At 58.8% G+C, this 13,619-nt stretch carries 12 protein-coding genes, 2 tRNA genes and 1 pseudogene; 7 read left to right on the top strand and 8 right to left on the bottom strand.

Annotated elements, in window-relative coordinates:
* Window positions 1-571 precede the first annotated feature (571 nt).
* From ACTRW9_RS13560 to ACTRW9_RS13550, 3 genes are all read left to right on the top strand, one after another.
* Window positions 572-1,987 carry a TerC/Alx family metal homeostasis membrane protein gene (locus ACTRW9_RS13560; RefSeq protein WP_442429755.1) on the top strand — a complete coding sequence of 472 codons (1,416 nt, stop codon included), beginning with the start codon at window positions 572-574 and terminating at the stop codon, window positions 1,985-1,987.
* 116 nt (window positions 1,988-2,103) lie between these two features.
* Window positions 2,104-3,354 (top strand): hypothetical protein, encoded by a 1,251-nt coding sequence (locus ACTRW9_RS13555; RefSeq protein ID WP_442429754.1) that lies wholly within the window; start codon window positions 2,104-2,106, stop codon window positions 3,352-3,354.
* Window positions 3,355-3,362: 8 nt separating this feature from the next.
* Entirely contained in the window at window positions 3,363-4,187 is an 825-nt protein-coding gene (locus ACTRW9_RS13550; RefSeq protein WP_442429753.1) for a mechanosensitive ion channel family protein, read from the top strand.
* 7 nt (window positions 4,188-4,194) lie between these two features.
* Here the strand turns inward: ACTRW9_RS13550 and ACTRW9_RS13545 are convergent, their stop codons facing one another.
* From ACTRW9_RS13545 to ACTRW9_RS13525, 5 genes are all read right to left on the bottom strand, one after another.
* Window positions 4,195-5,043 carry a pirin family protein gene (locus ACTRW9_RS13545; protein WP_442429780.1) on the bottom strand — a complete coding sequence of 283 codons (849 nt, stop codon included), beginning with the start codon at window positions 5,041-5,043 and terminating at the stop codon, window positions 4,195-4,197.
* A gap of 58 nt (window positions 5,044-5,101) precedes the next feature.
* Window positions 5,102-5,926: a dienelactone hydrolase family protein gene (locus tag ACTRW9_RS13540; RefSeq protein ID WP_442429752.1), complete on the bottom strand. Its 825-nt coding sequence runs from the start codon at window positions 5,924-5,926 to the stop codon at window positions 5,102-5,104.
* Between the two features lie 112 nt (window positions 5,927-6,038).
* A tRNA-Glu gene (locus ACTRW9_RS13535) sits at window positions 6,039-6,110 on the bottom strand.
* Window positions 6,111-6,116: 6 nt separating this feature from the next.
* Window positions 6,117-6,608, bottom strand: coding sequence for a hypothetical protein (locus ACTRW9_RS13530; RefSeq protein ID WP_442429751.1), 492 nt, complete (start codon window positions 6,606-6,608; stop codon window positions 6,117-6,119).
* A 27-nt stretch (window positions 6,609-6,635) separates the two neighbouring features.
* Window positions 6,636-6,709 (bottom strand) — tRNA-Gln (locus ACTRW9_RS13525).
* 154 nt (window positions 6,710-6,863) lie between these two features.
* Here ACTRW9_RS13525 and rsmD point away from each other — a divergent pair.
* The 3 genes and pseudogenes from rsmD to ACTRW9_RS13510 all read left to right on the top strand — a co-directional run.
* Window positions 6,864-7,442, top strand: a pseudogene (gene rsmD, locus ACTRW9_RS13520) (16S rRNA (guanine(966)-N(2))-methyltransferase RsmD); the annotation flags it as partial.
* A gap of 3 nt (window positions 7,443-7,445) precedes the next feature.
* The gene (gene mnmA, locus ACTRW9_RS13515; RefSeq protein ID WP_442429750.1) at window positions 7,446-8,546 is read left to right on the top strand and encodes a tRNA 2-thiouridine(34) synthase MnmA; all 1,101 of its coding nucleotides are present in this window, start codon (window positions 7,446-7,448) and stop codon (window positions 8,544-8,546) included.
* Entirely contained in the window at window positions 8,543-9,340 is a 798-nt protein-coding gene (locus ACTRW9_RS13510; protein ID WP_442429749.1) for an inositol monophosphatase family protein, read from the top strand. The genes mnmA and ACTRW9_RS13510 overlap by 4 nt, the downstream gene beginning before the upstream one ends.
* A gap of 6 nt (window positions 9,341-9,346) precedes the next feature.
* On the opposite strand, the gene speA is transcribed toward ACTRW9_RS13510, so the two are convergent.
* Entirely contained in the window at window positions 9,347-11,251 is a 1,905-nt protein-coding gene (gene speA, locus ACTRW9_RS13505) for a biosynthetic arginine decarboxylase (RefSeq protein ID WP_442429748.1), read from the bottom strand.
* A gap of 205 nt (window positions 11,252-11,456) precedes the next feature.
* Here speA and lysA point away from each other — a divergent pair, with 205 nt between their 5' ends.
* Window positions 11,457-12,698, top strand: a complete 1,242-nt coding sequence (lysA, locus tag ACTRW9_RS13500; protein WP_442429747.1) for a diaminopimelate decarboxylase — start codon at window positions 11,457-11,459, stop codon at window positions 12,696-12,698.
* Between the two features lie 30 nt (window positions 12,699-12,728).
* On the opposite strand, the gene ACTRW9_RS13495 is transcribed toward lysA, so the two are convergent.
* Both ACTRW9_RS13495 and ACTRW9_RS13490 read right to left on the bottom strand, forming a co-directional pair.
* Window positions 12,729-13,043: a 4a-hydroxytetrahydrobiopterin dehydratase gene (locus ACTRW9_RS13495; RefSeq protein WP_442427659.1), complete on the bottom strand. Its 315-nt coding sequence runs from the start codon at window positions 13,041-13,043 to the stop codon at window positions 12,729-12,731.
* Window positions 13,044-13,352: 309 nt separating this feature from the next.
* Window positions 13,353-13,604, bottom strand: a complete 252-nt coding sequence (locus tag ACTRW9_RS13490; protein ID WP_442429746.1) for a glutaredoxin family protein — start codon at window positions 13,602-13,604, stop codon at window positions 13,353-13,355.
* Window positions 13,605-13,619: the final 15 nt, after the last annotated feature.

Raw genomic sequence — 13,619 nt, 5'->3', positions numbered from 1 at the left:
GTGACCACGACGAGAAACAGTGTGGCGAGGGCCAGGGTCGTTTTCCTGTTCCGGGTCTTGTCAGGTGAAGAAGGTTGGGGTGTCTCTCGAGTTGCAGAGGAAACAGAACGCGTGGGTTTGCCGGAAGGGGAGGGACCTGCTTGGGAACCCTGTGTCGGGGGCCGGGGGGCCGGACGTTTCTGTGGCGACGGTTTTTGGGGAGTTCCTTTGGGTTCCGGTTTGGGGACACCCCCCGCTCGGGGGGCATTGGCCGGAGCCGACGCCGGCGGAGGACGCCGGGGTGGCGGTTTGGGTTTTTTGTTTTTCTCGGGTTCCTTGGGCATGGCTCCCCTTCTCCCCTCAGATTTTCAGGAAACACATTCCTGGAAAAAATCCTCATCAATTATATCGGATTGCTGGAACATTGCAAAAAAAGTCATAAAAAACAAGGGGGATTTCCCCTCTGAACCCTGTCGATGGGATAAAAAAAGAAACCCCGGCCGGGAAATCACTTTGAATTTTGCCGGATAAAAAAGCGAAGGAGGGAAGGGGGGAGTGACTGAAAAATTTTAAGCCATCGAGTGGTCCGGAGATGGAATCCAGCAGAAAAAACTTCACTTACCGCTACTTTTCCTTTCCCGGTTTCCTTATCCTGATTGTTGAAGAGCGGGTGTCTTTCCTGAAAACGGATTCGATCGTTTCGTACCGCCGAATTCGAATTGAAAAATTGCTACTGAAGATTGGGAGTCTGTTCGTGGTCTGGGTCTATTTGCTTTTCCTGCTGTTTGTGCTTTTGATGTTGGCGCTGGATCTTGGCGTGTTTCACCGGGATGCGCATGAGATCAATATCCAGGAAGCTTTGTTCTGGACCGGAGTCTGGGTGGCCTGTGCCCTGGTGTTCAACATGCTGGTTTATTTTTTGTACGAATACCAGTGGCTGGGTGTGGGTGTTGATCCGCGATACCAGAAATCCGGAGCGCAGGCGACGCTTCAGTTTTTTGTCGGGTACCTGTTGGAAAAATCGCTCAGCCTGGATAACGTGTTCGTCATCGCGCTCGTCTTCACCTATTTCAAAGTGCCACTGCGTTACCAGCACCGGGTTTTGTACTGGGGTATCCTGGGGGCCCTGGTGCTTCGCGGTCTGATGATCGGTCTGGGCACGGTTCTGATTCAGCGGTTCGACTGGATCGTGTATGTATTCGGCCTGCTGTTGCTGTGGACCGCGGTCAAGATGTTGATCGAGCGTCACGACAACCTCGATCCGGAAAAAAATCCGCTGATCCGCTGGGTCAAAAAGAAACTGCCGCTGACCGATGATTTTGAAGGCGACCGGTTTCTGGTGAAGCGCGAAGGCCGATGGATGGCCACGCCGCTGTTCCTCGCGCTGGTGCTGGTGGAAAGCTCCGATTTGCTGTTTGCGGTGGATTCCATTCCCGCCATCTTTGCAGTGACGCACGATCCGTTCATCGTGTTCACGTCCAACATTTTCGCCATCCTGGGACTGCGTTCGTTGTATTTCGCACTGGCGGAGTTGCTGGAGAAATTCCGCTACATGAAAATGAGCCTCACCTTCCTGCTGGCGTTCATTGGAGTGAAGATGATGCTGTCGCACACGCATCCGATTCCGAACCTGGTGTCGCTGGCGGTGATCATCGGCATCCTTGGCGTGGGGGTGGTGGCCTCGATACTGGGGGCCCATCGCGACACCGCGCCCCTGGTTTCCCCAGTCGCCAAAAACCTGAAACAACTGGTGGGCTGGACGTACGACGGGGTGCTTCGACTGTTCATCATCCTGGTGGGCATCACGGTTCTGCTGACGGGGATAGTGATGATCATCCTGCCGGGCCCGGCAATCCTCGTCATTCCCGCCGGACTCGCCATCCTGGCGACGGAGTTCGCATGGGCGCGCTGGTTGTTGAAAAAATTCCGCAACAAGTCGAGCGCCCTGATGGAAAAGCTGCCGCGAATGCTGAAACGGAATGTGGAGAAGGACGAAGGATTGCGTTAGTGCGGAACCCACTCTAAAGCGGTCGATGAAAATGGAAATGGTTTCAAATCCACCAAGCCTGGGCTAAGATGAATCGTCCACAAGTGCAGTCCCTTATTCACCGACAGGCGGTGATCATGACAGAGGACAATCCGGTATCCGTGCCCACCGACAGTCAGGCGGACCCCACCCCGCTCTGGCAGTTCGTGCGTCCGGATGAATATAACTTGCCTGTCACCGCTGTTGCGAGCACAGCCCTCCGCAAATGGACCGCGTTCAAACAGCTTTTCATCAAAAACGGGGAAAACGGCGACAGCCCGTTCAGGGCCGAAGTCGAACTGAAAACACTTCCGGAAGTGCGCCTGCGCCATTTGGTCCCACCCATCGACTGGAATGAGGTGGCAGGAGTCCTCGACGCAGAACTGGAGGATTGGCTTGATGAGCATTCGCCGGACGTTCCGGTTCAGTTTGTTTTGTTCCAGCCCCATACCGGACAGGAGGCCCTGTTGCGCCATTGGGCCGATCTCCATGATGCGCTTTGGCTCGAGCCGCCGACACCGGAACAAATTCTGAAAGCCGATCCCCACTGGTTGGGAAAATGGCCCAACACCGACCGGGTTTGGGTCCTGCCGCACCTCGAACACTGTTTCCTGCGGCATGCGAACGGACTGGAACTGGCCCGCCGGTTTCTGGAGTGGACTGCATCCGGCAGGCTGGGTCGCGGTCTCATCGGTTGTGACAGCTGGGGCTGGGCCTACCTGCAACGCGTCGGGCCGCCTTCACAGGTGAATCCCCTTATCCTGCAGGCATTCGATGGCGAACGGCTGTCGCGGCTGTTTTCAAAAAAGAGAGACACAGGGGGCCGCAACAACCGGGTGCGTTTCCTGAATGCCAAAACAGGAAAAACAATTTTGTGTTCGCAATCCGGTCAGGATTACGAAATCAGTTCGGAATTGAACCAGCTGGCCGCCCGGTGCCGGGGTAATTTTGGAACGGCCCTCGCTTTCTGGAGCCGCCGGTTGCGGGCCGAACCGGATGAAGAAGAAGCGCCTGCTGTGGAAGACGAGAATGGCCCGGATGCCCCTGGGAGTGCGAAGGAAGAGTCCGTCTGGGTTGCCCAGATGCCAGAGGAGTTGACCCTTCCCACGGAAAAAGACGAAAGCGTTGCCTTTGTATTGCACACCCTGCTTCTTCACAACGGATTGACAGCGGCGCTTCTCAGCGATTTGTTGTCCATTCCGGATTTTCGCATTGCATCTTTGTTGCGCCGCCTGCAGGCATTGGGTGCGGTGGATGAAGAAGCGGGACACTGGAAAGTGACCCCCCTGGGTTATTCCACCGTCCGGGAGTATCTGAGTGCACGGGATTATCTGCTGGATGGGTTTTGAGGGCGGTTATGGATAACGAAAAAATCTCTCAAGTGTTCAAGACGCTCGATACGGTCGCGATGATTGAGCTGGTTCTGATTGTAATCGGAGCGGTTGTACTCATCCTGATCACTCAGAGCCTGCTGCCCTGGGTGGCCAACCGCCTGCATGGCAGGTTGCGGTTGTTCCTGCTGGCCATGACCCCGCTGTTGCGGCTGGTATTCATACTGGCTGCATTCGTCCTGAGCGTGCCCCTGGTCATAGAACCGTCCCTGCAGAACATGGTGGCGGTGCTGGGTTCGGTCGGACTGGTGCTGGGGTTTGCACTCAAGGATTACGCGAGCAGCCTGGTTGCCGGGGTGGTTGCGGTGGGCGAACGGTTGTACCGCAACGGCGACTGGATCGAGGTGAACGGGGTGTATGGCGAAGTGACGCACGTGGGGGTGCGCACGGTGCAGATCGTCACGGCGGACGACACGGCGGTGTACATTCCGCATCACAAACTTTGGACCGAGCTGATCTCCAACGCCAACAACGGCACGCCGCACCTGCAATGCGTGGCGCATTTTTACCTGCATCCTCAACACGATGCCGCGGAGATCCGGCAGGTACTGCATGACGTGGCGCTAACCAGTCCTTACCTGTACTTCGATTTGCCCGTTTCGGTGGTGGTGGTGGAAAAACCGTGGGGCACGCATTATCGCCTGAAGGCATATGCGGTCGATCCCCGCCATCAGTTTCGGTTCATCACCGACCTCACCGTGCGCGGCAAAACCGCGCTGATCGAACGCAATATCAAGTTTGCGCTGACTGCCGGGCAGGCCGGGCAGGATGCCCCCACGGCCACCGGTTGAGCGCGACTCACCCCATCAAACCCTTGCGGTAATCGTCGAACGCCTGCACCAGTTCCGCTTCCGTATTCATCACAAACGGACCTTCCCCGGCGATGGGCTCGGCAATGGGTTCTCCGGAAAGCAGCAGCAACCGGGTTTCTTCCTGAGCGGATAAATGAATGGCCTCGACTTCGCGGGAGAACCGCACCAGTTGCGCGGCACGGGCGGTCTCGCTCTGATTGGCCTTCACCGTGCCCGTCACCGGCACCACGGCGGTGGTGTGTCCGGCGGGCAGGGACAGTTCCATCTCTCCCCCCGCCCGCAGGGTGATGTCCCAGATATTGATTGGCGTGAATGTGAGTGCGGGGCCGCGTGTTCCGTTGTACTCCCCGGCAATGACGCGAAGCTGGCTGCCGTTCACCTCAACAGTGGGAATGCGCGAGGAAGCGATGTCCTGGTAGCGCGGCGGCGACATCTTGTCTCTCGCGGGCAGGTTGACCCACAACTGCACGGCATGGAACGTACCGCCTTTTTCCGTGAAGGACTGGGAGTGGAATTCCTGGTGGACGATACCGGAGGCGGCGGTCATCCATTGCACGTCGCCGGGCTCAAGGTGGCCGCTGTTGCCCGCGAGGTCCTTGTGCTCCACCTCGCCTTCATAGACGATGGTGACCGTTTCGAACCCGCGGTGCGGATGCTGGCCCACGCCGCGCGGTTTGGACGCAGGCGGGAACTCCGCGGGACCGGCGAAGTCGAACAGCAGGAACGGGCTCAGCGCTTCGCCGTGGGTGTCGTATGTGAACAGGGTGCGAACGGGAAACCCGTCGCCCACCCAGTGTTGGCCGGGTGTGTTTAAAATTTCCTCGATCTGTTTCAATTGGGCCATGATGCCTCCTTCGGATGGATGAAAGCCAGCCCCCCTCGTAATCAGACTATCATTGAAACACCCGGTCGAAAAACGCCTGCATGGATTTCCACGCGCGTTCGTCCGCCTGCTTGTCGTACACCAGGCTGTCGATGTTGAATTTCTGGCGGAACTCGTCGGCCTGCGGGTTGGTGTAGCTGTGTTTGACGCCTTGCAGGTTGATGTAGGTCAAATCGACATTGGCCTCGAACATTTCCTTCATGAACCCGGCCACCCGGTCGGCGGGCAGGAAGCCGTCTTCCGAGCCGTTGATGACGAGGATCGACGCCTTGACGTCGCCCTTGCTCACCGGCGGCTGGTCCGGCAGGGCGCTGTGGAACGCCACCACGGCGTCGAGGTCCGCGCCGCTCCGCGCCATGCGGATGGACACCGCACCGCCGAAACAGAACCCGATGGCGCCGATGCGGTCCGCGTCCACCGTCGGCTCCGACTTCAGGATTTCCAGGGCGCGGTTGAACTTCGCCTGGCTGCCTTCCCAGTCCTTGAACGCCGCGTTCATGAACTCACCCGCTTTTTTCGGGTGATCGGCCAGCTTGCCGTCGCCGTACATGTCGAGCGCCAGCGCGGTGTAGCCCAGCTCCGCCAGCATGTGCGCGCGGTTCCGCGCGTGTTCGTTGTGCCCCCACCACTCGTGCACGACGAGGATGCCGGGGCGTTTGCCCTCGACTGCGTCGTTCCAGGCGACGAAGGCTTTCAGTTCGACGCCGTCCAGCTTATGGGTGATCTCCTTGGTCTGGACACCCGCATGAGCGGGCAGGGCGATCAGCACGCAGGCCAGCGCCAGCGCGGTGAAGGAAATCGTTTTCAGGAAACGTTGAGTTTGGAATCGGAACACGTTATCTTGCCTCCAGAAGAGATGATTGAAGGCCCCCTTCCCCGAAGACCGTGGGGAACGAAAAGGGATGGCTTGGTGCAAACCGGGTTCCTTCCCTGTGGAAGGGAAAGAGTAGCCCCAAGGGGAATCGAACCCCTGTTTCCGGCGTGAGAGGCCGGCGTCCTAACCGCTAGACGATGGGGCCGCGCTGTCAGATACCGCCGCCGTCCCTGTTGATCAGGGGCGGACCACTGCTTTTTCGCTGCTTCTTTTTCTCCTGCCGGATGCGCTCTTCGGCTTCCAGGTCGCGCTTGTTGAGGCGGCTGACCAGGTACACCATCAGGAAGTACGAAGGCACGCCCATCACCACCCAGGTGATGAAAAACTTTCCGGCGGGGGAGACCGGGGCGGAATCCGCCTCGGTGGTCGGGGCTGCGAACAGCATGTTGATGGCCCACATGATGAGGCCGAACACGATGCCGAGAAGCGACGCCACCGCCGTTTTGTGCATCAGCTCGTTGGGGTACAGGCCGGACAGGATGTGGAAGTCCGTCACATACGCGCCCAGGATGCCGAGCGTGGCGAAAATGAACATGGTGAACAGAAGGAAGTCGCTGACCACGGCCACGGTCCCCACCAGGTTGTAGGCGGGGGCGCACAATCCAAGCAGAAACGGGTTGCGGTAAATACTGGCGGCCGGCATTCACTCCTCCTGTGAAAAACAAAAAAATGGCTCGGGTACAAGGATTCGAACCTCAACCTTCAGAGCCAGAATCTGACGTCCTACCATTAGACGATACCCGAGCGTTGAACCTATTGTATGAATTAAACCTTCCGGTTTCAAGGTGATTTGACAAAAGGGGTAGAGAATAATAAAACACCCGCGGTTGCCGGGTCAATGGGGGAATGAATTGATTTTTCATGATTTTATTACAGACGGAATCCTGCCGGGGCGGCTGCTGTGCGGGTGATCGGCGGGAGCCTGAGGGGCACGCGGCTGAATCCGCTGAAAGGGCTCGATATCCGGCCCACGCTGGACCGGGTGCGCGAGTCCCTGTTCAACATTGCGGGCAGCGGCATCGAAGGCGCGCGGGTGCTGGACCTGTTCGCAGGCAGCGGTGCGGTGGGCATCGAAGCCCTCAGCCGGGGAGCAAAACGGGTGGTGTTCGTGGAGGCCAGAGCCAAAGTCCGCGATCTCCTGCAGGGCAACCTGAAAAAATGCCGCCTGCTGGAGCCGAACGCCGATTCAGCGGACTGGACCCTGCTTTCCGCCACAGCCCGGCAGGCCATCGACCGGCTCGCCCGCCAGGGGGAGGTGTTCGACTGGGTGTACGTGGATCCGCCGTTCGAGGCCGATCTGTACACGGAAACCCTGACGGCGCTGGCGGAATCCGGCATCCTCGCCCCGGAGGCGGAGGTGGTGGCCGAGCATTTTCACAAAACCGCCCTCGCTGAAAACTATGTTAGACTGAAAAAACGTGAAACCCGGCGGACAGGCGACACCTGTTTGTCTTTTTTTTATTTGGAAAACGGTTGATCCATGACGGAACTCCAGACAGTTGAGATCGGCACCGACTGCAAGGTCGTCGTCGCCATGAGCGGCGGGGTGGACAGCTCCGTCGCCGCCGCCCTGCTGAAGGAACAGGGATTCGACCTGGTCGGCATCTCGCTCCAGTTGTGGAACTACAGCTGGGATACGGACAACCGTTTTGGCACCTGCTGTTCGCTCGATGACCTGGGCGACGCCCGCCGCGTGGCGGAGCGGGTCGGCATCCCGTTCTACATCCTCAACCTGGAAAAAGAATTCCGCGAGGGCGTGGTCGATTACTTCGTCGACGAATACCTGAAGGGCCGCACGCCCATCCCCTGCACCGCCTGCAACAAGAAGCTCAAGTTCGACGAGCTCATGCACAAGGCAGAGGTTTACGGTTACGACTACATCGCCACCGGCCACTACGCTTCGGTAGTGAAGGACGCAAGCGGACGCTACACCGTGCGGCGCGGTCGCGACGCCTCCAAGGACCAGAGTTATTTCCTGTTCAACCTGTCGCAGGAGCAGTTGTCGCGCCTCGTGTTCCCGCTGGGCGACATGGAAAAGAAGGAAGTGCGTGGCCTCGCCGAGAAGTACCGCCTGAACGTCGCGGGCAAGGCGGAATCGCACGAAATCTGTTTCATCCCCGATAACGATTACGCCAAGTTCATTGAAAACGAAGTGGACGCGGCGCTGTTTCGTCCGGGCAACATCGTCAATGCCGACGGCGACGTGCTGGGCACACACAAGGGCTATCCGGCCTACACCATCGGCCAGCGCAAGGGACTCAACCTGGGCGGCCTGCCGGAACCGTACTACGTGACCGCCATCGATACGGTCAATAACGAAGTCGTCGTGGGACCGAAGAACGACCTGTTCCGCGAAGAGTTCACGGTGAGCGACGTGACGTGGCAGTTGGATCACTGCGAGGCGTTCGAGGCGGAAGTGCAGATCCGTTACCGTCACCAGCCGGTGGCCTGTGTGGTGACGCCGCTTCCGGGCGAGCGCGCGCGCATCCAGCTGGAACATCCCCAGCCCGCCATCACGCCGGGTCAGTCCGCTGTGCTTTACACGGACGACTGCATTGTCGGCGGGGGGTGGATTGAATGACCGCTCCCCTGCAGGTGGCCGTGGAGGCGGCGCGGGCGGCGGGTCGCATCCAGAAAGAACGCGCCGACTGCATCGGTGAAATCCGCTACAAGGGCGACATCAACCCCGTCACCGAAGTCGACCTTCTCTGCGAAAAAGAAATCATCGACCGCATCCAGAAAACGTTTCCCGATCACGCTGTGCTGGCCGAGGAATCCGGCGAGACCGTCGGCCACGCCGATCACCTGTGGGTGATCGATCCGCTGGACGGCACCATCAACTACGCGCACGGCTACCCCTGCTACTGCGTGTCCATCGCTTACCGTCACGAAAACGAAACTGTGGTCGGGGTGGTGTACAATCCCAGCCTCGACGAGTTGTTTGTCGCCGAAAAGGGAAAGGGCGCGACGATGAACGGCAAACCCATCGCCGTCTCGCCTCTCGCCAACCTGAAGGAAAGCCTGCTGGTGACGGGTTTCGCCTACGACATCCATACCGCGACGCACAACAACCTGGACCACTTCATCAACTTCATCAGCGCCTGCCAGGCGGTACGCCGCGCCGGGTCGGCCGCCCTCGATCTGTGCTACACGGCGATGGGGCGGTTCGAAGGGTTCTGGGAATTGAAGTTGAATACCTGGGACTACGCGGCGGGTGTGCTGATCCTCGAAGAAGCGGGTGGCCGGGTGACGCGGTTCGACGGCACGCCGTTTCAGTATGGTGACCGCGAGATTCTGACGTCGAACGGACTCATCCACGACGCCATGATCGCCGTCCTCGAAAAAGGCAGCAGCCGCGGTACGTTGATGAAATGACCCCGTTTATTTGTCCGGTTTGATGAGGTAGGTGTAGCCGGACAGGCCTTCCTTGTACAGGTTGAGAAACTGGTCGGCTTCTTCCTGCGAAAGCCGGCCGTTCTGCACGCTGTGGAACAGGAATCCCGCCATGCGTCCCGCCAGCTCTTCCGCGCGGAACTGCACGTAGTCGAGCACGTCCGTGACGTCCTCCCCCTCGATGATCTGCTCGTACTTGAGCGTCCCGTCCTTTTTCAATGACACGTGAACGGTGTTGGTGTCGCCGAACAGGTTGTGCAGGTCGCCCAGGATTTCCTGGTATGCGCCGGTGAGGAAGATGCCGATTCGGTACGGCTCGCTGTTCACCGGATGCAGGGGCAGGGTGCGTTCCATGTTGTGGTTGCCGATGAATGTGTCGATCATCCCGTCGGAGTCGCAGGTCAGGTCCATCAGCGTTGCCTCGCGCGACGGATGTTCGTTCAGCCGTTGCAGGGGAACGATGGGAAACACCTGGTCGATGGCCCACGAGTCGGGGAGCGACTGGAACACGGAGAAGTTGCAGAAGTACTTGTCGGCGAGACGCTGGTTGAGCGTTTTGAGTTCGTCCGGCATGTACTTGAGGCGTGACGCCAGGTCCTGAATTTTCCGGCAGATGCCCCAGAACAGCTTGTCGGCAATGGCCTTGTCCTTGAGCGATATCATGCCCAGTGAAAACTGGTTCTGCGACTGGTCCTTGAGGTCCAGCGCGTCGTGCCAGGATTCGGTGATGTTCTTGTTCGACGCCTGTTCGAGGACGTAGTGCAACTCCTGCACCACGCTCGGTGCGTCGTCGTCGATATCGAAATCGTGATCCGAGTCCGGGAACGAGGCCACCTCCAGCACGTTGAACACGAGAATGGAGTGGTACGCCGTCATGGCCCGGCCGGATTCCGAGATGATGTTCGGGTGCGGCAGGTTTTCCTCCTCGCAGATTTCCGAGAGGTGGTAGATGACGTCGTTGGCGTATTCCTGCACCGTATAGTTGGTGCTGGAGGCGAAGGTGGACTTCGATCCGTCGTAATCCACGCCCAGCCCGCCGCCGACGTCGATGAATTTCAGGTTGCACCCCATCTTCATGAGTTCGGAGTAATACCGGCCGACTTCCTTCAGGCTGTTCTTGATGCGGCGGATGTTGGTGATCTGGCTGCCTAGGTGGAAGTGAATGAGCTGGATGCAGTCCAGCGCCCCCTCCTTGCGGGCGATCTCCACCGCCTCCACGGTTTCCATCGGGCTCAGTCCGAACTTCGAGTATTCGCCGCCGGAAGACGCCCAGCGTCCGGCTCCCGCGGAGAACAGCTTGATGCGCAGGCCGATGTTCGGCGTGACACCGATTTCCTCCGCCACACGGAGGGTCATGGAAAGTTCCGACAGGCGTTCGACCACGATGAACACACGCTTGCCCAGCTTCTGGCCCATCAGCGCGAGGCGGATGAACGACTCGTCCTTGTAGCCGTTGCAGATGAGCAGGGCCTCCGGGTTGTCCATGATGGCGAGGATGGCGTGGAGCTCGGGCTTCGACCCGGCTTCGAGGCCGATGTTGTGGTCCCGGCCGAACTTCACGATCTCTTCCACCACCTGTCTCTGCTGGTTGACCTTGATCGGGTACACGCCGTGGTACTCGCCGGTGTAGTTGTGGTCCACCGCGGCTTTCCGGAACGCATGGGCCAGTTTGGCGATGCTGGATTTGAGGATGTCGGAGAAACGGATCAGGACCGGCAGGGAATAGCCCTTGGCCTTGATGTCGTCCACCAGCAGTTTCAGGTCGACCGTGTGCTCGTTGGTCTGGTCCGGGCGGACGATGATGTGCCCTTTTTCGTTGATGCCGAAGTAGCCGCACCCCCAGCCGTCGATGTTGTACAATTCCCTCGATTTTTCAATGGTCCATTTCTGCATTCCGGATCGGTGTCCTCTGGTGCGGGTTCTTTGGAAAATGAGTGTATTCGTTCAGTTTTAAAAGACACCCCCGGACGATGTCAAACAGAAAACAGGGGTGGGGGTGGCGGGCGGTTCAAAAGCGGTTTTTGCCGGTCGGCGATTTGTGTTATAAAGGCCGGACCTCGTTTCCCAATCCCATGGTAACACCCTTTCAGGAGAGAGCATGAAAATCGAAGATGTGGACGTCCGCGACATCGCCCGGCAATACGGCACCCCGGTGTACGTGTACAGCCTGAAAACCCTGCGCGCCGCCATCGCGGAGATCAAAACCCTCGCGCCGGTGGTGCGTTACGCCATGAAGGCGGAATCGAACCGCGTCATCCTGCAGGAAATGAAGAAGCAGGGGATTCACATTGACGCCGTCAGCGTGCTGGAAGTCCAGCGGGCCCTGCGTGCGGGTTTCGACGCCTCGGAGGTCTGCTTCACCAGCGACGTGTTCTTTCACGCTTCGGACGCGGAGTACTGCATCGAGAACAACGTGTACACCAACTGCGGCACGCTGGGGATGCTTCGCGAGTACGGGCAGACACTGAAACGGCTCGGCAAGGGATCGAACAAGGTCTCCATCCGCATCAACCCGGGAGAGGGCGCGGGCCATTCCAAGAAGACCAACACCGGCGGCCCCTACAGCAAACACGGCATCTGGCACCAGAGCCTCGACGAGGCACGCGCCATCGCGAAGGAATACGGCCTCATCATCAACGGCGTGCACATCCACATCGGTTCCGGCGGCGACATGGAGCACCTGAAACGGCTGACCGGCAAGCTGGTCGAGTTCGCCAGGCAGTTCGACGATGTGGAGGTGATCAATTTCGGCGGGGGCCTGCCATACCAGTACCGTGAAGGTCAGCCGGAGGCCGATGTCTCCGCCTACAAACCGATCCTGGAGGAACGCCTCGCCATCCTGGAAAAACATTTCGGCCGCAAGATCCGCTGTGAGATCGAGCCCGGCAGGCGTTTCGTCGCCGGGTGCGGGTACCTGCTGGGTGAGGTGCGGGCACTCAACCACACGCTAGACGAAAACGGCAGGCGCCTCGACTACGTGCTGGGCAACATCGGTTTCTGTCATCTACTCAGACCGATGGCCTACGGCTCGTACCACGCCATTCAGTTTGTGGGTGACAATCTGGGCCCGGAGCAGGACGTGATCGTCGCCGGGCCGGTGTGCGAGTCGGGAGACGTGCTCACTCAGGAAAATGAGGAACCCGTAACGCGCAAACTGCCCTTGCCCAATCCGGGCGACATCATGGTGGTGGGGGGCGCCGGGGCGTACGGCTTTGTCATGTCGTCGAACTACAACACCCAGCCCTTGCTGCCGGAAGTGATGGTGGACGGCGGTAAGTGCATCCTCGCCCGCCGACGCCAGACCCTCGACGACATCCTGAAGGAAGAGGAAGAGGTTTAAGAAGTCCGCTTCCGCCCTGCGGCCGTCACTTTATTCTTTCTCGAACAGCGGGTCGATTTGCTGGGCCATCTCCACGTCGGCCAGGGTGACGCCGCTCACGGTGTGCGTCCAGTAACGCACGGTGATGCGTTTGTAGTGGATCAGGATGTCGGGGTGGTGGTTTTCCTTCTCCGCTTCCTCGGCCACCTGCCGGACGAAGTCGATCCCTTTCAAATACTCTTTGGCGCGGTACACGCGGTAGATGAAGGGCAGGCCCTTCTCGTTTTTATCGACCTTCCATTCCGGCGCCATCTCTTTCAGTTTCTGCTGAAGCTCGTCGTCGCTCAATGCGGTTTTCTGTACCATGATTCGTCCCCCATCTATTCAAGAAGACCGTGAGGTCTTGGTTTTAAATTAACACATAGATTCTTCGTCGCCTGCGGCTTCTCAGAATGACAGGGTTGAGTTTGAATTGTCATTCTGAGCGAAGCGAAGAATCTATGTTTTCTCTGTATTTCAAAGTGTCATCCATCGCTGACGCTTTGGATGACAAACCGAAAAGGAAAAAGCCCCCCAGCCCCCTTCGGAGAAGGGGGAGCCGAATTACTTCCAAACCGGCATTTTCTACTTCCCTTCCTTGGAAAGGGGAGGGGAAATTAATGATTAGAGCAAGATTCATTTCCTGCCGTCGAGTTCCTCCAGCCGTTTGCGCAGGGTGACGGGGTGGACTTTGTAGATGAAACTGTCCTCGCCGTTCAACCGCACCACGGGAATCTTTTCCTTGTATGCCTCGAACAGGGCGGCGTCGGATTCGATGTCCGTGAGCCTAAGCGTCGCCGGGTAACCGGCGAGCACCGCCTCCACCACCTCTTTCGCCTCGTCGCACAGGCAGCAGTCGGACTTGGTCAGGATTTCGATCTCAATCATATCGCCATCCGCCGT

The sequence above is a fragment of the Nitrospina sp. 32_T5 genome (genome assembly GCF_052156635.1).
Taxonomy (GTDB): domain Bacteria; phylum Nitrospinota; class Nitrospinia; order Nitrospinales; family Nitrospinaceae; genus Nitrospina.
Note: the sequence above shows the minus strand (reverse complement) of the source record. Positions and strands in the feature narration are given on the sequence as shown.